Here is a 21,000-nt window from a genome sequence, read left to right as displayed (position 1 = left end):
CCGTCCGCCGTAGTACCGTGCGCGCGATGTCATCCGAACCCGCCGCGAACAAGCCGACCGCCGCTCAGGTCACCCCGGGAGGCCCGCCTCCCGGAGGTCGACTCGCCGTGCTCACCGCCTTCGCGGTGGGCGCCTCGTGGATCCCGGTCCCGGTGCTCCCCGCGCGCATGCTGCTGCGCATCCGCGGGGCCATCGTGCAGGACACGGTCGCCCGCCACGGCCTCAGCCTCACCACCGACGCGCGCGCGCTCCTCGTCGAGCCCGGGTCGGAGCAGACCCCGCTCCGCAAGGCCGCGCAGCTCGTCACGAAGGAGGTCCTCCGGCGGCTCAACCCGGCCCTGGCCCTCGCTGCGGCCGCGCGCGGCCTGGAGGTCTACGCCCTCGGCCACCTCCTCGACCGCTACATCACGCGCTTCCGCCGGAGCACCGCCGTGCGCGTCCACGCCGAGGAGGCGCGCTGGGTCCGCGACGCCGTCGATCGCGCCGTGCGCCGCGCGCTGTCCCCCTCCCTCCAGGCGAGCTTCACCGTCCTGCCGAACGGCACCGAGGACCTGCGCGACGAGTTCACGCGCTGGATCGACGCCTTCCTGCTCGCGGGCGCCTCCGTCCCGGAGTACATCGAGCGCCGCCTCGACGCGGCGTTCGACGAGATCGCCGCCGCCGGCATCCCCCATGACTGACACCGAGGACCGCACCGCCACGAAGGGCGGCGCCGCGGGCCGCCCCGCGGCCGACGCCGCGCCGGAGCTCGATCCTCAGGCAGCGCGCGCCGCGCTCCGGCGCTGCCGCCGCATCATCGTCAAGATCGGCTCGAAGAGCCTCTCCGGCGACGCCTGGGACCGGCTCGCCGCCGAGGTGGCCGCGCTCCGCGGCCGCTCCGGCCGGAGCCTCGTCATCGTGTCGAGCGGCGCCATCGCCCTCGGGGTGGCGAAGCTCGGGCTGAAGTCGCGCCCGAAGGACATGGCCTGGCTCCAGGCCGCCGCCGCCGCGGGCCAGAGCGTGCTGATGCAGCGCTACGAGGAGGCCTTCGGCAAGGTCGGCCTGCTCGTCGCGCAGGTGCTCCTCACGCACGCGGATCTCGCGGACCGCACCCGCACGAACAACGCAAGGAACGCCCTGGCCGCGCTGCTCGAGGCGGGCGCCATCCCGATCATCAACGAGAACGACGCCGTCGCGGTCGAGGAGATCAAGTTCGGCGACAACGACCAGCTCGCGGCGATGGTGACCCCGCTCTGCGAGGCCGATCTCCTCATCCTCCTCTCGGACGTCGAGGGCCTGCTCGACGGCGACGGGCGCCGGGTGCCGTTCGTGCGCAGCGTCGCCCGCGAGGCGCGGCACCTCGCGGGCGCGTCGACGTCCGGCGTCGGCACCGGCGGCATGGCCAGCAAGGTGGAGGCCGCCCGGCGCGCGACGCTCGCGGGCTCGCACGTGGTCATCGGCGCCGCGCGCGAGGCGGGCATCATCACGCGCATCGTCTCGGGCGAGGACGTCGGCACCCTCTTCGCCGCCGTCCCGCAGCGGCTCAGCGCGCGCAAGCACTGGATCGCGTACACGCTGCGCCCGCGCGGCGCCATCCTCGTCGACCGGGGCGCCGCCGAGGCGATCGGCTCGAAGAACCGGAGCATCCTCGCCGTCGGCGTCCTCGGCGTGCGCGGCACCTTCCTCCCCGGCGACGCCGTGGCCGTCGTCGACCCGGACGGCACCGAGATCGCGCGCGGGCTCGCGCGGATGTCCGCGAGCGACGCCGCGCGCACCGCGCGGAAGAAGCGCGAGGAGGCCGGCGATGACGACGTCGTCGTCCACCGCGACGACCTGGTGGTGCTCCCGAGCGAGTAGCCCCGCGGCCCCGGCCGGCGCCTGTGGGTGCGCCGACCACCCGGCCAGTCCCCCGGCCAGCCATCGGGCCAACCCCTGATTGCGCACCGCTCGCGCTTCGCGGGAACCTTCGCGCCGCCCCGCTGTCGCTTGGGTTTACCGCATGTTGACCGCACGCGACTGCCCGTCACCGCCGGCTGCCGCCGACGGCCGGGGGTCCCTGCCGGTTCCTGGAGGTCGGGCGATGCGCTTCGGGTTGTTCGTCGCGAACGGCTTGGTTCTCGCGGGGGTCGTCTGGACGATCGGGCTCGGGCCGAGCGTCAGGGCGTCGCAGCTCCTGCCGCCGCGCGCCGCGGCGGGGGCCGACGAGCTCGCGGCGCTCGAGGCCCGCTACGCCGAGGGCAGGACGCCGGCCAGCGTCACCGCGCTCGCCGCGGCCTACCTGGAGCGCGATCAGCCCGGACTCGCCTCCTCGGCCCTCGACGCGGCGCCCGGCGAGGTGCGCGCGCTCCCGGAGGCGGCGCACCTCTCGGCGCGGGCGCTCCTCCACCGAGGCCGCGTCCGGGACGCCCTCGCCGCGGCCGAGCAGGCGTCGGCGGCCTGCGCGGCCCGCGCCTGCCCCGCGTGGCTCGCGGCGAAGTCCGAGCACCAGCGCGCCTTCCTCGAGCAGCTCGTCGCCGCGGGCGTCGAGGATCCGCAGGTCGACGCGGCCGCCGCCCGCGCCGCGCTCGACGCCTACTCGCGCAGCGCGAGCCAGGTGCGCCTCGTCGCGGTGCGCTAGCGCGACGCGAGGAACATCAACGCACGCGCGAACGTAAGCGCAGGCGTAAATGTACAAGGCGACTACAAGGCGGCGACACGCGCGATGTGATCTGCGATCGTCGAGGCCGTATCCAAGCTTGGAAACCCTGTCGTTGTCGAATGACGGTCACCGTCTTATGTCGTAGTCTTTGGCATTGCTCGGCGCGTTCGTACCGGGGGCGCTGTCCGAGAGAACAACCGGTTGCGCTTGGGAGGGTCTCCCTCAGGTGGAACAGCCGCAAGCTCGCACGCTGGGCGCCCTGGCGACCGCATGGACAGGGTTGTACCGACGCGGCGCCGCCGTAGCGGCCGCGCTCGCCCTCACCGTCGCCGCGGGCTGTGCGCGGCCGATCACCAACGCGGGGCTGCCGATCCCCGCGGCGAAGCCGGGCCTGGAGCAGCGTCCGTTCGAGCTGCGGCCGCCGTTCGAGCTGGCGACGAACGAGGACGCGATCGTCCGGATCGTCACCGACGTGACGTGCACGGGGACGCTCATCACCGAGGACCTGGTGCTCACCGCGCACCACTGCGTCGCGGCGCGGGACGACAACGGCAGGACGCTGCGCCGCGATCAGGATCCCGAGGCGATCTCGATCGAGCTCGGGGGCGACCACCTGCCGTGGGGCGACGTGAAGGTCCGCGCGGTGGTGTCGCCGGACTGCGGGTACACGTCGGGCGAGGGCGACATCGCCATCCTGGTGCTGTCGCGGCGCCTCGTCGGGATCCCGACGCTCCCGCCGCGGATCGAGGGTGGGCCGGTGTCCAAGGAGCAGGTGACGCCCTACGGCTTCGGCCGCTGCGCGCTCTCGCGCGACCCGATCCACCTCGCGCCGCGGCTGGGTGGCACGATCGACGCCGTGAGCCCGGGGAACTTCGTCGCGATCGCCTCGATCTGCCCCGGCGACTCGGGGGGGCCGGCGCGCAGCGATCGGGGGGGCGACGTCGTCGGCGTCATCTCGTCGAGCGTGATGGATGGTGACGAGCACACCACCGGGACCTCGTATTTCAGCCGCCTCGACGTGTGGCCCGAGCTCTTCTCCGCCGCCCGCGAGATCGCGGCGGGCGCGAGCCCGAGCGAGCTGCCGCCGTACCGGGGGTGCCTGCGTTGACGGCGCCGCGGCGTCAGCGAGCTTCGCTTGCCCGCCGCCTGCGACCGGAGCTGCGCTAGGCTGCGCTGCTGCATGCGGAAGCTGTTCAACGGGCTGCTCTGGATCGTGGGGACCCTGCTGTTGCTCGGCGTCGTGCTCCGCGCGCTCGTCCTCGACGTCTGGGTGGTGCCCAACGACCCGATGCTCGGCGCCGCGCTCGCGCCGAGCCTCGCCCCGGGCGACGCGGTCGTCGTGCTGACGCGGGGCACGCCCGGCTTCGGCGAGCTGGTGCGGTGCCCGGATCCCGAGGCCCCCGGCAGCTACATCGTCGGCCGGATCGCGGGCTTGCCGGGCGACACGGTCGACGTCGACCACAACGTCCTCCTCGTGAACGGGCAGCGCTACGACGCCGAGACGGCGTGCGCCGAGCCCAAGGTGACCATCACCGACCCGGCCACGGGCAACCCGGTGCAGGTCTCGTGCGAGATGGTGATGATGGGCCCCGGCCTCCACCCCCGGGCGACGGGGCGCAGGCCCCCGCTCGAGCGCCGCCACCACGTCGAGGTGCGGCCTGACACGGTCTTCCTGCTGAGCGACAACCGGAGCTACCACGACGACTCGCGCGACTTCGGCCTGCAGCCGCGCGCCGCGTGCAACCAGCGGATTGTCTTCCGGCTCTGGGGCGGCGCCGGCTGGAGCGACGACCGGCGCCGCTTCACCTTCGTGCGCTGAGCAGGGCCGGTCGTCGACCTGGCCGGAGCACCTCGAGCTTGACCCCTCCGCTCATCGACGTCTAGAACCGTGTCTCTCTCCACCCGGGTCGGGGATCGAGCGCCAGCAGCGGCCCGGGTTCCCCGTCCTGGCTCGCTTCATCGGTCGGAGGTCCGCCACGGCGGCCTTCCACTGGCGGGTCGGAGAACCGCGAGCCGCGGTCCTCCAATGCACCGAGGAGACGTTTGCACACCGAGCAGAACGAGATTGGCATCGTCTGTGGCCAGTGCGACCTGTGGAGCCCGATGGGCACCGCGCGTTGCCCTGAGTGCGCGAACGACTTGGCCCTGTTCACGCCGCGCCGGGCGAGCTCGACGACGACGCCGGCCCGGCGCTCCCCGACGCCCGCGGCCGGCAGCGCGGGCGCCCGGCTCGACCCGACGAGCGCGCGCGGTCAGGGCCGGGGCCCCAAGACCACCTCGTCCAAGAGCGAATTCGCCGAACTCTCCCAGGAGGAGCTGATGGAGCAAGCCCGTAACTACGTCTGCCGTTCCTGCTCGAGCGGTGTCCCCTCGGGCCACAAGTTCTGTGGGAGGTGCGGAACGGCGGTCCCGCCCGAGATCCTCAACGCGCAGACGCTGTTCTTCGGGGACATGCAGAACCCGGCGAAGGCGAAGCTGATCCTCATCCGCGGCGAGGGCATGGACGGCCTCTCGTTCCATCTCAAGGCGGAGCAGCACATCGTCGGCCGCAACGGGCAGCTCGTCTTCCCGGACGACCCGTTCGTCTCGCCGAAGCACGCGAACTTCTTCTACCGCGACGGCAAGCTGGTGGTGCGCGACGAGGGCTCGCTGAACGGCGTGTACATCCGCGTGCGCGGCACGATCGACATCACGCCGGGCGACACGTTCCTCGCGGGCGAGCAGCTCTTCCGGCTCGATCCGACGCCGCGCGCCTCCGACGGCCAGGATCCGGACGGGACCTTCTTCTACTCCTCGCCGAAGCACCCGAGCCCGTTCCGCCTCACGCAGGTGCTCCAGGGCGGCGCGGTCGGCATGACCGTCTGCGCGCGCGGCACCTCGCTGCAGATCGGGCGCGAGGGCGGCGATCTGAACTTCCCTGTCGACCTGTACATGTCGGGCTCGCACTGCCGCCTCGAGGAACACAACGGCAAGTTCACGCTGACCGATCTCAACAGCCGCAACGGGACCTACGTGCGCATCAAGAGCGAGCGCGAGCTCGCCCACGGCGACTACCTCTTCATCGGCCGCAAGCTCCTGCGCGTCGAGCTCAACACGAACTAGCGCTGGTCTGCAGGCGCGGCGGCGCCCCTCGCCCATGACCACCGCGCGTCTTGCCCTCGACGTCCTCCGCGCCGGCCCGGTCGCAGCGGGCGCGACGCTGTGGCGCAGCCGCGGCCAGCTCCATGTGACCCTCGTCGCCAAGGCGACGTTCGCGCTGGTCCCCGGCGGCGAGGTGCGGCGGATCGAGCCGCTGGAGCTGGTCCGGAGCGAGGTCTACACGCGGGGCAACCCGATGAAGCCGCTGCTCGCGGCGAGCGATCTCGCGCCCTGGCTAGCGCGCGCCGAGGTGGTGCTCACCGGGCACGCGTGGGCACAGGGCGGGGCGCCGGTCCGGGGAATGGCGGTGCGGCTCGCGATCCTGCGCGCGGGGGCGGCGCTCGTGGACAAGCGCATCGAGGTCGTGGGCGATCGGGCGGGCGGCGCAGCGGCGGGGGCGCTGCCTGAGCCGTTCGTGAGGATGCCGATCGAGTACCAGCGCGCGTATGGCGGCCCCGGGGAGCCGGAGAACCCGCTCGGCGTCGGCGCCGGTGAGGGCGGCGCGCTGCCCAACCTGCTGCCGCCCGGCGGGGGGCGCGCGCCGGTCGGCCTCGGGCCGATCCCGCCGATCGTGCCGAGCCGGACGCGGCTGCTGCGCGGGCTCGCGCGCGCCGAGCTGGAGGGGATCGCGTCGATCCCGGACGATTTCGACTGGTCGTACTTCCAGTCCGCGCCTGTAGATCAGCGGTTCGATCGGGTGCTCGGCGGTGAGGAGATCGTGCTGGAGGGCCTGAGCCAGCACCACCCGGCGCTGGCGACGCGCCTGCCGGCGCTGCGGGCGCTCGCGATGATCCTCCTGCCGAACGGCGCGGCGCGCTGGCTGCCGCTCCTGGGCGACACGCTGATCGTGCAGCCCGACGCCGAGCGCTGCGCGGTGGTCTTCCGCGGGAGCTTCCAGGTGGCCTCGGAGGAGGTGCTCTCGGCGCTGCGCGCCGCGGTGGGCGTGGAGGTCGGGGACGAGCCCGTGCCGTGGCCGGACCTCAGCGAGGCGCCCGCGGGCGCGGCGGGCGCGGCGGCGGATGCGGCCGCGGGGGAGGGCGTGAAGCGGACGGACTGGAGCTCCACGGTGCGGCTCGGCGAGGACGATGTTGTGGATGCGCCGGTGAGCGTCGCGGGCATCGCGGCCAGGCGAGCGCCGGTGCGTGAGGGGGCGCACCCGCTCGAAGGCACGTTCCCGCTCGATGACACGTTGCCCCCGTCGGGGAGCCAGCGGAGGCCGCGCGAGACGCAGGCAGCCCCGCTTCCCAGCGTGAGGGTCCGGGGCCCTGGCCAGGAGGACGCGGTGCAGGCGCCGTTTCCGATCGCGCCTGCGGGGGCGCGCGGCGAGCGGGAGGGCGGCGAGCGCCCGAGCGCGCCGTGGGCGGCGGGCGGCGCGGCGGCGGTCCCGGCAATCGCGTCGCCGCTGGAGGGCACGGTCGATCTGAGCAAGCCGGAGGGCGCGCCGGCGCCCGCGCAGACGGCATCATCATCCGCGCAGACGGCACCATCATCCGCGCAGGCGGCACCATCACCCGCGCACGCGGCACCATCACCCGCGCAGGCGGCACCATCATCCGGGCAGACAGCGCCATCACCTGCGCAAGACATCGCGCCTGGGCCCGTGGAGATCGCCACGCCTGCACCTGCGCCAACGCAAGACATCACGCCTGCACCTGCGCCAACGCAAGCCGCCGCGCCTGCGCCGGTCGCCACGCCCACGCCCTCGCGCGCGTCCGAGCCGCTGCCCGCGCCGGAGCGCGATCCGCAGGTCGAGCGTTCGCCCGAACCGCGCGCGCCGCTCCCCGCGCCGTCCGCGCCGAAGCGAGAGCGGCCCAATCTCCTCGGCAGCCTGTACAAGCGCTTTCGCAAGGACTGAGCCGGAGCGAGGATGGAGGGACCACCATGTCGGAGGGAGCCGTGGTTCGGGAGCGCACCACGTCCGTGCGCGCCGAGGAGTACCTGGGGCCGGCGCACGTGCTGGAAGCCCGCGGGCAGGCGGTGGTGGTCGAGCTGCCAGACGGGGAGAGCGCCGAGGCGACGATGGCGCTGGCCCTGCCCTATGCACCGGCGGTGGGCGACGTGCTCCTCGTGATCGGCCGGGGCGCGCGCCTCTATGTCATCGGCGTCCTGCACGGGACCGGCAAGGTGACGCTGGAGTTCCAGGGCGACGTCGACGTCCGGGCCGCGGGCGGGGCGCTCAGGCTGTCCGGGGATAGGGGCGTGGAGCTCCGGGGGCCGGAGGTGGACCTGCACGGCGACAAGGTGCGGGTGTTCGCGGGGGCGCTCGTGCAGAAGGCGGCGTCGCTCGTCCAGCGCGTGACCGACCTGTTCAGCCTGCACGCGCGCGAGAGCCACACGGTGGTGGACGGCTCGGCGACGACGAAGGCGAAGAGCGCGACGGTGCTGACCGAGGAGACGATGACGATCAACGGGAAGGAGATCCACCTCGGGTAACAGGGAGGGCGCGCGTGAAAAGGGTCAGGCGCCTGAGCGACAGCGGTCGCAAGCTGGGGTCCGACGCCGCGATCGAGAAGGAGGGCGGCGCGGTGACGCAACGCAATTCACAATCGATCCAGACGCACGCCGAGGCCCGGGCCGACGCCCTCGATGCGAACCAGATCGGCGGGACGAAGGACGAAGAGAGCGAGCCTGAGCCGCCGGACCGCGACAAGCCTAGCTCCGTGCTGTATCTGGCCCGGGACAAGACGGTCGAGGCGTACCACGCCTCGTCGAACAGCAGCGATACCGGGCTCGAGCTCCGGGCCGACCGGAGCGGCGCTCTCCGTGTTCGAGAAGGTCTCGGTCACGAAGGCGCCGCGCCCCGAACCGACCCCCGCCGGCGAGGCGAACGACGAGCACGACACGGAGGCAGACGACGATCACGGCAAGAAATGCGCCGTCTGCAGTGTCATACGAGAGCGCGGCGAAGCTGGCCGAAGAGATGATGACGGTCGATGGGGAGGAGCCCCACATCGGATAGCGTCCCGGGCGCCGATCGCCCTGGCCACGTGCAGCCTCAGGGGCCTCGGTAGTTCGGGTGGTGCTGGATGATGTGATCGGTGTGGCCAGAGTGCCTCTGGTCATCGTAGTAGTTCTGGAAGTCCGTCCAGGGGCGGTCCGGCCTCTCGAAGCCCGGCGCGAACCGGTTCAAGAGCGCGTAGCCGCGGTCCAGCTGCTCCATCTCCTTCATGATCTGGTAATGGCGCTGCGCCGCCTCCCACTCCGAGCGCTCGACCGCCCTCCCGTAGGCTTCGGGATCGACGAAACGGCTCATGTCGGGCTTCAGGCCCGTCGCGTCGGCCCATGCGTTGCACATCTCGAAGAGGATATCGGAGTCGGTGCGATGGTCGCCTCCGGGAAGATTGAGGCCGATGGAGATGATGCGTCGATTCCCGGCTCGATCGTAGAAAGACACATTGTCGTTGGTGATGATGTATTCGACGTCTCCGTCCTGGAGGACCCGGTCGACCATCGCCCGGAAGCTGGCTGAGCCACGGTAGACCGCGTCGAAGACGCCCTGAGGTCTGCCCGGCGGGATCGTGACGCGTCCGGGCCGCGGATTCGGCGGTGGCGGCAGCGACGGATTCGACGGTGGCGGCGGATTCGGAGACGGCGGCGGATTCGGAGACGGCGGCGGATTCGGAGGCGGCGGTGGCGGCGGCGACGGATTCGGCGGTGGCGGCGAATTCGGAGGCGGCGGTGACGGCTGAACGATCGGAGGATTGCTCGCGGTGCCATTGTGGTACTGGGCGACGAGCGCCGAGTCCACGCGTTGCCGATTGCGCTTCCGGTATCCAGGCTCCGGATCGGAGAAGCCGAACGTCTGTGCGAGCGGGGAACTGCGCCATGTGCCGTCCTCCGCCTTCGTCAACCGCTGGCGGCGTGCTGCGGGCCCGCCAGGCTGCGAGGCAGGCTGGGTGCTGGCGCGCTTCTTCGAGCTTCTGGTGACGGATAGCGTCTTGGTGCCAGACTTTCCCCGACCGCCGGTCGCGTTGTTCCGCGGTCTCGACGTACCCCCGGGGCTCTGCTGCTTCTTCTTCCTGTTCGTCACAGCTACCACCCGCGCCGACCGGCGCCGCGCCGACCTGTCGGATCCTACAGACCGCCTGGACGGGGGGGCACATAGCCTGTCCCCCCATGATCCCACCGGTACGTGTTGTCGGGCAGCTTGTCGCCCAGATCCACCACGTACGGCGTGACCGTTCCGTCCGGCTGCTGGACGTAGATGAACCCTATGCCGCGCGATCCGGTCGAGAGGTGCTGGTGCGACATCCTTCCCTCGGCGGCGCGATGGTGCCGATCGTTGAGCTGGCCGCGCTCGAGGTCTCGCAGGATCCGATCGCCCTCGGGTGACGCCCGGACATCGCCCTCGGTGATGCCGTTCAGGTACTGCACCGGGTTCATATCCCAGGTGTCGGAGTTATTCGGATCGAACCGCGCATGCCGGAGAGCGACGGCGTGAGCGCGCGCGTCCGCCGCGTTTTGCTGGTGCACGAGGTCGTTTCGCAGCTGCTCTAGCTCTCGCCTGGCAGTCGCCTGCTGCCCGGTACCCCAGAAGTAGGCGTTGGGAGCCTTGCTGAGGATGGCGAGCCTGCCCTTGGCCCATGCGCTCAGCGCGGGATCAGCGGATCGCGACGCCGACTCGAGCTCACGTTTCAAGTAGTTGGCCAATCCAACCAGCGCGTGATGCTCGACCTCTTCCGGCGACGGCGGCAGTGGCGCTGTTGTCGGCGGCGGCGGTGGCAGCGGGGCCGGCGCCGTCGTCGTCGACGGCGATGCCAGCGGAGGCGGCAGCGGGGCCGGTGCCGTCGTCGTCGGCGGAGGCGGCAGCGGGGCCGTCGGCGGAGGCGGCAGCGGGGCCGGCGCTGTCGTCGGCGGCCGTGGCAGCGGGGCCGTCGGCGGAGGCGGCAGCGGGGCCGGTGCCGTCGTCGTCGGCGGCTGAGAAGCCGCGCCTCCCCAATACCATCGGACCAATGCCCCGCCGACCCCGCCGGCCAGGATGCCCAGACCCGCGCCAACCGGGCCTGCAACCATCGCCCCCACGGTCGCCAGGACCGTCGCGGGGGCTCCCAGGGTTACCGCCGTCTGCGTGGTAGGGAGGTAAGCGGTGACTGAAAGCGTTCTGGTGGCAGCATTTCCCCCACCGGCTGTCGCGTCGTTGAGCGGTATCGATGTGCCGCCGGGCCTGTTCTGCTTCTTTTTCTTGTTCTTCACCCCGGCCACCCCCTGGCGGCCGTCTCGCCAGGATCCGGGTCCACACCCATCCCCTGCACCTCCGCACCACCCGGCAGCGTCACCCGCACCGCCGCCGCCATCCGCGCGCCCCCATCGCCCGCGCAGAGCGTCTGCCCCACGCCTTTGCCGTAAGTCCTCTCCCCCGCGATCCCCGCCCGCCCGTGCGCCTTCAGGCACCCCGCGAACAGCTCCGCCGCCGACGCGGTCCCGCGGTTCACCAGGATCGTCACCGGCGCCGTATACGGCTCCTCCTGCCGCGAGCGATAGACCACCTCGTCCCCATCGCCGTCCGTCACCGTCGCCACGACGCTCCCCGCCGGCAGGAAATCCCCCGCGAGCTCCACGAACGCCCGCAGCTCTCCTCCGGGGTTGTCCCGTAAATCGATGACCAGCTCCCGCATCCCCTCCGCCTCGAGCGCCCGTATCGCCCGGTACACCAAGGCCGGCACGTCCAGCGAGAACACCCGTATCCGGATCACCCCGATCCCATCGCGTAGCAGCGCATGCGCCACGTTCCCGGCGCCCGGGAGCACCTCCTCAGGCGCCGCCGCGCACGTGTAGAACACGTTCACCGCGCTCGGCACCAGCACCGCGCCCACCGCGTTGTTCCCGGCGTTCCCGGTCGTGGGACAGGTGAGGTTGATCGCCGGCAGCCCCTCGATGATCACCTTGGAATTGCCCGCCACATACGCGCCGAAATCCATGTAGAGCGGGTGCGCCACCCCGGGCTCCATCCCGAAGGTCATCGGGATGGTCGTGCCGAGGTTCAGCGCGTTCATCATCGATACCTTCACCTTCACCGAGAAATTCACCGCCATCGCGTTGAGCGCGAAGTTCGGGTACGGAATCGGCACCACCACCGGCCCCACAGGCGTCAGGCACACGTCCGGGAACCCGATGCTCATCCCGGCGCCGTTGTTGCTCGCAGGCAGCATTCCGTCCGCTCCTTCCGCTGTTATCGCGGCGGCCGCGGGGGCGTGTACGCCTCCGCCTCCAGCCGATCGACGTCCGTCTGGCGCGCGCCGAGCAGCCTCGCGCCGGAGAAGCGCGCGCCCTTGTCGTGGAGGGCGTGCAGGTTGGCGCCGCCGAGATCGGCCTCGCTGAAGTCGGCGTCCTCGACCCGCGCGTGCGACAGGTTGGCGCGCTCGAGGCGCGCCGAGAGGAAGAGCGCGCCGCGGGCCTCGGCCTGATCGAGCATGGCGTCCCGAAGATCGGCGGCGGCGAGGTTCGCGCCGTCGAGGTCCGCTCGGGTGAACGTGGCGTACCGGAGCATCGCCCGCGAGAGCTTCGCCCCGCGCAGCGAAGCGCCGCCGAAATAGGCGGCCTTCGCCGCGACGTTCGGCAGGCTCGCGCCGTCCAGCGCGGCCTCGCGGAGCCTGGCTTGCGTCAGGATGGATCCCTCGAAATCGGCGCCGCGCAGGTTCGCCTTCGAGAAATCGCTGCCCATGAAATCGCAGTCGCGGAGGCTCATCCGCTCGAGGTTTGCCTCCATGAAGGCGCAGCGGTGCACCGTGAGGCCGGCGAACGAGACAGCGCGCAGATCCACGCCGGTGAAATCGACGCGATCGAAGATCGTCTTGCCGAGCACGGCGCCCTCCAGCGCGGCCCCGCGGAGGAGCGCCTGCTGGAGCACCGCGCGCGTCAGGTTCGCGCGGGAGAGCCGCGCCCGGTCGAGGATGCAGCGGACGAGGCGCGCGGCCGTGAGATCGGCCCCCTCGAGATCGGCCTCGATGAGGATCACCGACTCCAGATCGCGGCCGGAGAGGTCCACGCCGCGGAGGATCGAGCGCGAGAGGTCGCAGCCGAGGAGGCTCGCGCCCCGGAGGTCCGCGCCCGTGAGATCGCAGTCCGAGAGGATCGAGCGCTCGAGGCGGGCGCCGCGGAGGCTCGCGCCGCGCAGGTCGGCGCCGCGCAGCGAACAGAGGGAGAGATCCGCGCCCGTGAGGTCGAGGGTGGAGAGATCCGCGCCCGTGAGATCGGTCCCAGCGAGGTCCTTGCCCGCGAGCTCGGGCCGGCCGAGCTTTGCCTCGTCGAGGACCACGCCGTGCATGCGCTTCGGGAAGCGGGCGCCGCGAAGGTCCGCCTTGACGAAGACCGCGCGATCGAGCTCCGCGCCGTCGAGGTCCGCGCCGCCGAGATCGGCCCCGACGAAGGCGCCGGCCTCGACGCGGGCGCGGGTGAGGCGCGCGCGGCGGAGGTTCGCGCGGGTGAACGAGGCGCGCGCGATGCGGGCCTCCGTGAGATCTGCGCCCTCGAGGTTCGCGAGGTCGAGGCGCGAGCCCTCGATCGTCGCGCCGGCGAGCCGGGCGCCGGACCAGTCCGAGCCCACCGCCTCGACCTCGGTGAGCGTCGCGCCGAAGAGATCGGCGCGGGCGAGGCGCTGGTAGGAGAGCTTGGCGCGGGTGAGCGTCGCGCCGGCAAGGCGCGCGCCCTCGAGGTTCGAGCCGAGCACGAGCGCGCCGTCCAGCGCGCAGCCCCCGAGGTCCGCGTCGCGCAGGTCGCACTCGACGAAGTGCGCGCCCGAGAGCGCGCTTCCCGCGAGCCGCGCGCCGCGCAGGCTGGTGCGGAGGAACTTGATGCGGGCGAGATCGAGGTTCGTGAGATCCCTGCCCGAGAGGTCGAGGCCGTCGAGGCGGGCGCCGTGGAGCGGCGCGCCGGCGCGGATGCGGTCGAGGAGCTCCTCGACGCTCTTCACGCGCCCTCCAGGCTGGAGCGACGCAGGTTCGCCCCCTTGAAATCGCAGCCGGCGGCGCTCGCGCCCTCGAGGCGGGCGCCGTACAGGCTCGCGCCGGCGAAGGAGGCGCCGTCGAGGCGCGCCTTGCAGAGGTCGGCGCCGAAGAGGTCGGCCTGCGCGAGGTCGGCGCGCTCCAGGGAGGCGCGGTAGAAGCGGCTCCCACGCAGGACCGCGCACGCGAAGCGCGCGCCCCGGGCCGAGGCCCAGGAGAGGTGCGCCCGCGGGAGGGACGCATACCGGAGGTCGGCGCCGTCGAGCTTCGCCCGGAGCAGCGCCGCGCCCTCGCCGCGCACTTCCACGAGCGTCGCGCGCTCGAGATCGGCGTCGGCGAAGCTCGTGCGCGGCAGGGACGCGCCCGTGAGATCCGCGTCCGTCGCGGAGGAGCCGGCGCACATGCACCCGACGAGCGCCGCGCCCCGCAAGGAGGCGCGATCGAGCTTCGCCCCCTGGAGGACGGCGCCGTCGAGGTGGAGCTCCTCCCCGTCGATCTCGCGGAGATCGGCCTCGTCGAGCAGCGCGCCGCGCCCCCGCGCCCTCGCCAGGCGGGCGCGGGCGAGATCGGCGCGGGTGAAGACGGCCTGGTCGAGCGTCGCGCCGCGCAGATCGGCGCCCGCAGCGCGCGCGCCGGTGAGGTTCGCCTGGGAGAGATCGGCGCCCGAGAGCGCGGCGCCCTCGAGGTTCGCCTCGAACAGCACGGCCCGCGAGAGATCCGCGTTCGAGAGGTTCGCCCCCGAGAGGTTCGCCCGCGAGAGGAGCGCGCCCGAGAGCTTCGCCCCGGAGAGGTCCCGGCCCGAGAGGTCCTGCCCGGAGAGATCGCGCCCCGAGAGATCGACGCCCGGGCCGGGCTCGGGCGGCGGCGCCGCGGCCTCGCCGGGGAGCCGGTAGCCGGGGACGATCTCGCGGAGGCGGGCATCGCGGAGCAGCGCGTCGAGGCGCTCGACGCCCTCGAGCTCCGTCCCGCGCGCGGCCGCGTCCCGCCGGAGCTTCTCGACGCGCGCGACGAGCGCGTCGAGCGCGCCGCCCATGGGGACGCGCGGCGTGCCCGCGGGCGCGGCCGGGAGGTACGCGGCCTGCCGCTGCGCCGGGAGCCGCGCGAGCGCCTGCGCGATCGTGCGCTCGAGGTCCACGCCCTCGGGGGTGCGCAGGGCCCGGAGCTTCGCAACGAGCTGCCGCACACGGTCCTGCTCCGGCGCGTGGAGGCCGCCGAGCCGCTCGGCGAGGAGCTTCGATACCGGATCTGCGTCGTCTGCGACGGCGCGCGGCGGCCGCGGCGCGCCGTCGCGGACGAGGTCGTAGGCGTCGCGCACCTCCGGCGGGAGATCCTCGAGGCCGCGCGGATCGCGGGCGAGCTGCGCGAGCTTCTCCCGGTAATCGTCGAGCGGCAGCGGCGCATCCGAGAGCGGCTCGGCGGCGATGACGACGGCGCGCACATCGGCGAGATCGTCCTCGGCCACCTCGGCGTGGCCGCGCCAGGTCAGGGTCACGAGGCCCGCGTCCGGCTCGACGAAGAGGGTGTCGAGGCTCATGCGCGCGTCCTGCACGCGGCCCTGGGCGTCCTCGACGACCGCGCGGATCCGGAGGCCGGGCAGGCGGAAGGAGGCGGTCTGCGCGGCGGGGTGGAGGTTCAAGAGCGTGACCTCCTCGTCGCCCCGCAGGTGGCCGGCGAGGCGCTGATCCGGCGGGGCGGCCTGGAAATAGGCCCAGTCGAAGTCCTCGGCGTACCACGGGGCGCGGGTCTTCCGGTACGAGGCGCCGTACTCCTTGCCGAGCATCCGGCGGTGCTCGGGTGAATCCGGGTGGATCGGTCCGAAGGGCGCGGGCACCTGGTGGCCCTCGCGCGGAGCCGGCACGAGCAGCGATTTCGACCAGCTCCCGACCGCAAACCCCACGGGGTGCTCGCGCTGCGGCTCGCCGGGGGGCGGGTGGCACGCGCCGCGGAGCAGGAGATCCGCGGCCGGCTTCCAGTCGGCGAAATCGCCTGGGTAGGTACGCTCGCCGTCGCGCTCGCCGTCGCCTCCCTCGAAGGTCTCGGCGGTCAGCGCTCCCTGCGCGAGCTGCCCTTCCAGCGGCGCGAGCGGCTCGCCGAGGCGGAGCGAGAACCGGCCGCGGACGACGAGGACCACCTCGGGCTGCGGCGGCCTCCGCGAGCAGACCTTGGCGCCGAAGGGGAAGGGCGTGAGGTTCCGGGTCTGCATCAGAACAGGTTGATGACGCCGGACATCACGTTGTACGCCCCGGTGCTCACCGACTCGGCCGACGAGACGCTCGAGCAGATGTTCTTCACGTTGGTGCGGAACTGGGAGAGCTCCTGCCGGTTGGTCAGGTTGAGCTCGGCCTTGGGGCCCATGTTGATCGAGACCCCGACCGTGAGCGAGACCTCGAGCATCGCCGCGATCGTCAGCTCGACCAGGCCGCCGATCGTGACCTCCTCGGTGGCGCCGACGGTGATCGACGCCGCATTGCCGATGGTGACGTCGCTTGTATTGCCGATGGTCACCGACTGGACCTCGCCGATGGTCGTATCCGACACGAGCGAGGCGGTCGTCGTGCTGGACACGGTGCTCGCGGCGGTCTCGTCGCTGATCGACGTGGCGCTCGTGGTGCTGGAGATGGTCTGCGCGGTGGTCTCGTCGCTGATCGCGGTCGCCGTCGTCTTGCTGGCGATCTGGTCGGCCCAGGTCTCGTCGAGGATCTGCGGCACAGGGCAGGCCGCCGAGCCGGTGTACGACTCGATCCGCTGCGCCCAGGTGGAGCTCAGGCAGGTGGGGTTCGGTCGCTCGGCCGTGGGGGCCTCGGAGCCGGTGATGCTGGTTTGCTTGTTGCCATAAAAGCGATCGAACGTGTCGCCGTGATAGGTGGTGTCGACGTCGCCCTTCTCGGTCTTCTCGGTGACCTTCCAGGTGCCGTTGTAGTTCTGGACCCATTCGATGGTGGTGGCGGCGGTCCAGAGATCGGTGGCGTCCTGGATATGGCCGCCGGACACGTCCCAGCCGGCGGTGTCTTCCTGCCGGCCGAGGACGAGCATGCGGTAATTGCCCTTGATGACCTCGACCTTGTCGCCGCGCGTGGTCGTGATGCGGTTGCCGTCGGAGTGGTCGCGCCAGCCGCCCTTGGTATGGAGCTTTGCGGTCTCGGCCTGCCGCTCGGCCTCGGGGAGGAAATCGGGGCAGCCGTCGCGCTTCCGGGTGTCGTCGATGAACGAGGTGACCCGGGCAGCGAGGTCCTCGCCGGTCGCCCTCGGCGCGCTCGGGCTGGCGGCGAGGCTCGGGTCCTTGACCGCGCCGAGGCGGAGATACGAGCCCATCGCCTCGGCGTCGGACGCCGCGTCGTTGAAATTCGGGACCTCGATGAGGAGGTATTTCCCGTTGATACCCTCACCCTCGCGCGTACCCATGCGTGCCTCCGCGTCGGGTACAGTACCAGGCGAGCCGCGGAGGAGGCGCGACGATGAACCGAGAGCCGACGGAACCCCTGAGGTGCAGCGAGCCGTCCCCACCCGCCGCCGCCCCGCCGTGCGGTGAGCCCACGGCCGCGACGGCGCACCGCGCGCCCAGCGCCGTGACGATGGCGACGGCGTCCGCCGCCGCGCGCATCCGCGAGGCCCCCGACGCAGGGCCCCCGTGCAGCGAGCCGATCGCGCGCGCGGCGTGCGCTGAAAGCCCGGAGGAGGCGGCCGGGCCGGAGGAGGAGGCGGCCGGGCCGGAGGAGGATGCCCCGCCAGCGCCGTCTCCTGACGACCGAGAGCTCCTCGAGGCGCCGGCGAGAGCGAGCGCCGGAGGGCCTCGCGATGTGCCGCTATCGCCACCGCGAGCGATCCTCGGAGGACCGCGGGAAGCGCCGCCGTTGCGCCAGGGGGCGAGCGCTGGAGGGCCGCGGGAGCTCCCGCCGTCCCAGGGCGGCCCAGGGGCGCCCGATCACCTGCCGTTCCGCCAGCCCGGCGCAGCGGAATCGATGCTCCGTGCCGCGCGCGAGGCGCCGATGGAAGCGCTTCAAGAGGCGAAGGCTGCGCTCCGGGACCGGGCACGGCAGGCGCCGATCCTGCGGCTCGACTCCAACGATTTCTCCTGCGACCTCGTCCGGGTGCGCGGGGTGCACGGCAAAGAGGCCATCGGCCAGCTCTTCTCGTACGACATCGATGTCGTGTGCAGCGACGGCGCCGAGCTCTCGATCGAACAGGTGCTGGGGGCGACGGCGTCGCTCGTGTTCGAGGTCCAGGGCGCGGACGAGCGGACCGTACACGGCATGATCGCCGAGGTGGAGGACCGGCACGAGACGGAGACCGCTCTCCGCTCCTACCGGCTCCGGCTCACGCCGCGGGCGTTCCGCGCGACGCTGGTGGAGCTCCAGCAGGTCTTCCTCGACATCAGCGTGCCAAAGCTCATCCAGGACAAGCTCGCGATGGTGGGGCTCGGGCCCGAAGACGTGGTGATGCGCCTCTACCGAGATCACCCCGAGCGGGAGATGATCGTCCAGTACAAGGAGACGGATCTGGCCTTCATCTCGCGGCTCGCCGAGCACCTCGGGATCTCGTTCTTCTTCGAGCACGAGTCGGGCCGCGACGTGATGGTGTTCACCGACGAGCCGACGGGCTTCCAGCCGCTGCCGGGGGGCGACGCGGTGGTGTTCCGGCCGCGGGGCGAGCGGCGCGACATGTTCGAGCTCAGGGAGCAGGCCAGGGCCTTCCCTGCGACGTACGTCATGCAGGAGTACAATTACCGGACGCCAAGGCTCGACATGACGGCAGCGCACGAGTCGCCGGCGGGCCTCGGGGGCGGCGTTGTCGAGTACGGCGCGCATCACAAGACGCCGGAGGAGGGCCAGCAGCTGGCGCAGATCCGCGCGGAGGAGCGGGCCTCGTCGAGCCGCTATTTCGAGTGCCAGAGCGACGAGCTCCGGCTGATCCCTGGGGCGGTCTTCGCGCTCGAGGGCCACCCGCGGCTCGACGGCGAGCGGTTCCTGGCCGTCGAGGTCGAGCACCGCGCGGTGCAGCCGGTGGCCATCGAGGGCGGGGCCGGCGGCGAGCAGGAGTACGTCAACCGCGCGCGCCTGGTGCGCGCCGCGCAGGCCTACCGCCCGCCGCGGACGGCGCCGCGGCCGAAGATCCACGGGGTGGTGACGGCGCTGGTGGAGCCGCTCCCGGACGGCGAGATCGGGGAGGTCTCGCCGATCGACGAGCAGGGGCGCTACCGGGTGCGCTTCCACTTCGACGCGGGGGATCCCGCGTCGCGCGCGTTCCCCTCGCGGCTCGTGCGGATGATCCAGCCGCACGCCGGGCCGAACTACGGCATCCATTTCCCGCTCAAGCCCGGCATCGAGGTGCTGATGGTCTTCCTCGACGGCGACCCCGACCGGCCGATGATCGTGGGCGCCGCGCCCAACCCGATCACGCCGTCCCCGGTGGCCCGGGAGGTGAACCTGATGCACCGGATCGAGACGTCGACCGGCATCCTCATCGAGATGCGGGACTGCCCGCCGCGCGGGTGACGCGGGCCGCCGCTACTTCTTGCGCCCCGCTCGGCCGCTCAGGCGGCTGATCGCGTCGCCCGCTGCCCATGCGACGCGGGCCGCCGCGTTCAGGGAGCGGACCATCGCCTCGGGCACCTGCGCGATCAGCCGCTCGAGATCGACCGGGCCGTCGATCGACGGCAGGAGCTGCTCCATCAGGTCGGCGAACAGGTCGTACTTGCGCGACAGGTCGTCGAGCCGCGAGCGCATCGCGTCGGCCTCCGCGCCCTGCGCGTCGCCGAGCAGCGAGAGCGCGCGCCGCGCGAGCGCGCGCTTGTCCTGCACCACGCGGCGCAGGCGGCCGAGGTACGCGCCGACGATCACGTCCGGGTACTTGCCGCGCAGCGCGAACGAGTCGTGCCGCGCGCCCGACTCCCGCCGGCGCTCGATGATCCCGGCCGCCTCGAGGCCGCGCAGGTTCGCGAAGATGTTGCTCTTGGAGCGGCCGAGCTCCTGGCTGAGCTCATCCATCGAGCGCGGCACGTCCGCCAGGTAGAGCGCCGCCACGACCTGCCCACCCAGCCGGGTGATGCCGGGGAACGACGCGGCGATCTCGGCGCCGACCCCCTCGAGCAGCGCTTGCCGCGCCGCCGCGACCCGCTCGTCCGAGGCGCTCCCGTCGCCCCCCTCACCCGTTGCGGGCGGCTGCGGCGGGTGCGCTGTCGGCGACGTCGGCCTCCGGGCGGTCATGATGGGTGACTCACATAACGATCTTTCACGAATGCGCCAAGCGGCGAGCGCGCCCCACACCCCCGTGCGCCCCGTACGCCTGGCCTGATTGCCCCCCGCGCGGGAGCCCGCTCAGGAATCGTCGGCGCAGACGTCGACGGATCCGGCGCGCGGCTTGCTCTTGTAGATATCGACCGGGCAGCTGCCCCAGCGCGAGACCATCTCGCCCACCTCGATGGCCAGGCTGCTCGACCAGTCCCGCGCGCCGTCGAAGCGGGCCCGGATGATCCCGTTCGGGTCGATGATCCACGTCTCCGGGTAGAGCTGCGTGCCGTACTGGTCCATCACGACCTTGGACTCGGGGTCGAACAGGACCGGGAACGGCGGGTCTCCGTTCAGGGCCACCTTGAGCGCGTCGCGCACGTCGTCCGGCCCCTCGTCGGTCGAGACCGTGAGGACGACGATGTCGTTCCGCGACTGCGCGATCCGGCCGAGCTCCGCGAGCGCCGGCATCTCCTGCAGGCACGGGGCGCAGGTCTTGGTCCAGAAGTTCAGGAAGACCGTCTTGCCCCGGAAGGACGACAGCCGGACGGGCTTGCCGTTCATGTCCGGCAGCTCGAAGTCCGGCGCGAGCCGGTTCCGGCCGGCATACGCGGGGCGCAGGGCGCAGATGGCCTCGCAGCCGGTGGTGCGTTGATCATTCTGCGCCGCGTGCACGAAGCCGTAGACCGTGACGGCAGCGACGAGGATGAAGGCGAGCTGCGCGATGGTCGTCCACTTCACGGGGATTCGCATAGCGTAGCGCGGCGCAGGGCGAAAGCGGGCCGAAACGCCCGCCGCCGCGCGTCGACGCGGTACTTCACTCCGGGCCGGAGAGCAGCCGCTCGAGCCGCCGCTCATCGACGCGGTACTTCATGATCTTCCGCCCATCGAGCTCGACCACCGGGACCTCCCAGTCGTACAGCGCTCGCTTCTCCGGGCCGGCCTCCCGGTCGAGGTCGACGACGGCGAGCTCGAACGGCAGCCGGGCGCGCACGCGCTCGAGCGCGGCGTGGGCCTCCTCGCAGAGGTGGCAGCGCTCGCGCGTGAAGAGGGTCAGCGTCTTCATCGCCACGTGGCGTCC

The 21,000-nt window shown here is 72.4% G+C and carries 19 protein-coding genes; 9 read left to right on the top strand and 10 right to left on the bottom strand.

The genetic code is table 11. The annotated features are described in order from the left end of the window. Positions 1–26 precede the first annotated feature (26 nt). The 8 genes from WME79_RS45320 to WME79_RS45285 all read left to right on the top strand — a co-directional run bounded on the left by WME79_RS45320 (position 27) and on the right by WME79_RS45285 (position 8,188). Complete coding sequence (locus WME79_RS45320) at positions 27–680, top strand: hypothetical protein (protein WP_437528403.1); 654 nt, start codon at positions 27–29, stop codon at positions 678–680. Next, the gene (gene proB, locus WME79_RS45315; RefSeq protein ID WP_437326018.1) at positions 673–1,836 is read left to right on the top strand and encodes a glutamate 5-kinase; all 1,164 of its coding nucleotides are present in this window, start codon (positions 673–675) and stop codon (positions 1,834–1,836) included. The genes WME79_RS45320 and proB overlap by 8 nt, the downstream gene beginning before the upstream one ends. Positions 1,837–2,059: 223 nt before the next feature. Further along, positions 2,060–2,596 carry a hypothetical protein gene (locus WME79_RS45310; protein ID WP_437528402.1) on the top strand — a complete coding sequence of 179 codons (537 nt, stop codon included), beginning with the start codon at positions 2,060–2,062 and terminating at the stop codon, positions 2,594–2,596. 301 nt (positions 2,597–2,897) lie between these two features. Further along, positions 2,898–3,725: a trypsin-like serine peptidase gene (locus WME79_RS45305; protein ID WP_437528401.1), complete on the top strand. Its 828-nt coding sequence runs from the start codon at positions 2,898–2,900 to the stop codon at positions 3,723–3,725. 72 nt (positions 3,726–3,797) lie between these two features. Then, positions 3,798–4,436: a signal peptidase I gene (gene lepB / locus WME79_RS45300; protein WP_437528400.1), complete on the top strand. Its 639-nt coding sequence runs from the start codon at positions 3,798–3,800 to the stop codon at positions 4,434–4,436. A 224-nt stretch (positions 4,437–4,660) separates the two neighbouring features. Then, positions 4,661–5,719, top strand: a complete 1,059-nt coding sequence (locus WME79_RS45295; protein ID WP_437326014.1) for an FHA domain-containing protein — start codon at positions 4,661–4,663, stop codon at positions 5,717–5,719. Positions 5,720–5,753: 34 nt separating this feature from the next. Further along, positions 5,754–7,610: a DUF2169 family type VI secretion system accessory protein gene (locus tag WME79_RS45290; protein ID WP_437528399.1), complete on the top strand. Its 1,857-nt coding sequence runs from the start codon at positions 5,754–5,756 to the stop codon at positions 7,608–7,610. 26 nt (positions 7,611–7,636) lie between these two features. Further along, on the top strand, positions 7,637–8,188 hold the full coding sequence (locus WME79_RS45285) for a DUF3540 domain-containing protein (RefSeq protein WP_437528398.1): 552 nt from the start codon (positions 7,637–7,639) through the stop codon (positions 8,186–8,188). 562 nt (positions 8,189–8,750) lie between these two features. On the opposite strand, the gene WME79_RS45280 is transcribed toward WME79_RS45285, so the two are convergent. From WME79_RS45280 to WME79_RS45250, 7 genes are all read right to left on the bottom strand, one after another. Then, a complete protein-coding gene (locus tag WME79_RS45280; protein ID WP_437528397.1) occupies positions 8,751–9,206 on the bottom strand; it encodes a hypothetical protein in 456 nt (151 codons plus the stop codon). Positions 9,207–9,829: 623 nt separating this feature from the next. Continuing rightward, positions 9,830–10,393, bottom strand: a complete 564-nt coding sequence (locus tag WME79_RS45275) for a hypothetical protein (RefSeq protein WP_437528396.1) — start codon at positions 10,391–10,393, stop codon at positions 9,830–9,832. After that, on the bottom strand, positions 10,383–10,700 hold the full coding sequence (locus WME79_RS45270; RefSeq protein ID WP_437528395.1) for a hypothetical protein: 318 nt from the start codon (positions 10,698–10,700) through the stop codon (positions 10,383–10,385). Before WME79_RS45270 ends, WME79_RS45275 begins: the two co-directional genes overlap by 11 nt. Before the next feature lie 244 nt (positions 10,701–10,944). Then, positions 10,945–11,904 (bottom strand): S41 family peptidase, encoded by a 960-nt coding sequence (locus tag WME79_RS45265; RefSeq protein WP_437528394.1) that lies wholly within the window; start codon positions 11,902–11,904, stop codon positions 10,945–10,947. Positions 11,905–11,924: 20 nt separating this feature from the next. Then, positions 11,925–13,664: a pentapeptide repeat-containing protein gene (locus WME79_RS45260; protein ID WP_437528393.1), complete on the bottom strand. Its 1,740-nt coding sequence runs from the start codon at positions 13,662–13,664 to the stop codon at positions 11,925–11,927. Continuing rightward, positions 13,661–15,898 carry a pentapeptide repeat-containing protein gene (locus tag WME79_RS45255; protein WP_437528392.1) on the bottom strand — a complete coding sequence of 746 codons (2,238 nt, stop codon included), beginning with the start codon at positions 15,896–15,898 and terminating at the stop codon, positions 13,661–13,663. The genes WME79_RS45260 and WME79_RS45255 overlap by 4 nt, the downstream gene beginning before the upstream one ends. Next, positions 15,898–17,097 (bottom strand): hypothetical protein, encoded by a 1,200-nt coding sequence (locus WME79_RS45250; RefSeq protein ID WP_437528391.1) that lies wholly within the window; start codon positions 17,095–17,097, stop codon positions 15,898–15,900. The genes WME79_RS45255 and WME79_RS45250 overlap by 1 nt, the downstream gene beginning before the upstream one ends. Before the next feature lie 53 nt (positions 17,098–17,150). Here WME79_RS45250 and tssI point away from each other — a divergent pair, with 53 nt between their 5' ends. Then, positions 17,151–19,187, top strand: a complete 2,037-nt coding sequence (tssI, locus tag WME79_RS45245; protein WP_437528390.1) for a type VI secretion system tip protein TssI/VgrG — start codon at positions 17,151–17,153, stop codon at positions 19,185–19,187. A gap of 12 nt (positions 19,188–19,199) precedes the next feature. Here the strand turns inward: tssI and WME79_RS45240 are convergent, their stop codons facing one another. From WME79_RS45240 to WME79_RS45230, 3 genes are all read right to left on the bottom strand, one after another. Next, entirely contained in the window at positions 19,200–19,898 is a 699-nt protein-coding gene (locus WME79_RS45240) for a GbsR/MarR family transcriptional regulator (RefSeq protein WP_437528389.1), read from the bottom strand. Between the two features lie 111 nt (positions 19,899–20,009). After that, positions 20,010–20,660 carry a TlpA family protein disulfide reductase gene (locus WME79_RS45235; protein ID WP_437528388.1) on the bottom strand — a complete coding sequence of 217 codons (651 nt, stop codon included), beginning with the start codon at positions 20,658–20,660 and terminating at the stop codon, positions 20,010–20,012. A 76-nt stretch (positions 20,661–20,736) separates the two neighbouring features. Further along, a complete protein-coding gene (locus WME79_RS45230) occupies positions 20,737–20,985 on the bottom strand; it encodes a glutaredoxin family protein (protein WP_272101817.1) in 249 nt (82 codons plus the stop codon). Positions 20,986–21,000 lie beyond the last annotated feature (15 nt).

Origin of the sequence: Sorangium sp. So ce726 (genome assembly GCF_051521405.1) — a bacterium.
Taxonomy (GTDB): Bacteria; Myxococcota_A; Polyangia; order Polyangiales; family Polyangiaceae; genus Sorangium.
This window is presented reverse-complemented; position numbering and strand designations above follow the sequence as displayed.

Excerpts from the sequence above, each read along its gene's own strand:
- WME79_RS45320 (WP_437528403.1), top strand. The coding sequence starts at position 27 with ATGTCATCCGAACCCGCCGCGAACAAGCCGACCGCCGCTCAGGTCACC.
- proB (WP_437326018.1), top strand. The coding sequence starts at position 673 with ATGACTGACACCGAGGACCGCACCGCCACGAAGGGCGGCGCCGCGGGC.
- WME79_RS45310 (WP_437528402.1), top strand. The coding sequence starts at position 2,060 with ATGCGCTTCGGGTTGTTCGTCGCGAACGGCTTGGTTCTCGCGGGGGTC.
- lepB (WP_437528400.1), top strand. The coding sequence starts at position 3,798 with ATGCGGAAGCTGTTCAACGGGCTGCTCTGGATCGTGGGGACCCTGCTG.
- WME79_RS45290 (WP_437528399.1), top strand. The coding sequence starts at position 5,754 with ATGACCACCGCGCGTCTTGCCCTCGACGTCCTCCGCGCCGGCCCGGTC.
- WME79_RS45285 (WP_437528398.1), top strand. The coding sequence starts at position 7,637 with ATGTCGGAGGGAGCCGTGGTTCGGGAGCGCACCACGTCCGTGCGCGCC.
- WME79_RS45280 (WP_437528397.1), bottom strand. The coding sequence starts at position 9,206 with ATGGTCGACCGGGTCCTCCAGGACGGAGACGTCGAATACATCATCACC.
- WME79_RS45270 (WP_437528395.1), bottom strand. The coding sequence starts at position 10,700 with ATGGTATTGGGGAGGCGCGGCTTCTCAGCCGCCGACGACGACGGCACC.
- WME79_RS45265 (WP_437528394.1), bottom strand. The coding sequence starts at position 11,904 with ATGCTGCCTGCGAGCAACAACGGCGCCGGGATGAGCATCGGGTTCCCG.
- WME79_RS45255 (WP_437528392.1), bottom strand. The coding sequence starts at position 15,898 with ATGCAGACCCGGAACCTCACGCCCTTCCCCTTCGGCGCCAAGGTCTGC.
- WME79_RS45250 (WP_437528391.1), bottom strand. The coding sequence starts at position 17,097 with ATGGGTACGCGCGAGGGTGAGGGTATCAACGGGAAATACCTCCTCATC.
- tssI (WP_437528390.1), top strand. The coding sequence starts at position 17,151 with ATGAACCGAGAGCCGACGGAACCCCTGAGGTGCAGCGAGCCGTCCCCA.
- WME79_RS45240 (WP_437528389.1), bottom strand. The coding sequence starts at position 19,898 with ATGACCGCCCGGAGGCCGACGTCGCCGACAGCGCACCCGCCGCAGCCG.
- WME79_RS45230 (WP_272101817.1), bottom strand. The coding sequence starts at position 20,985 with ATGAAGACGCTGACCCTCTTCACGCGCGAGCGCTGCCACCTCTGCGAG.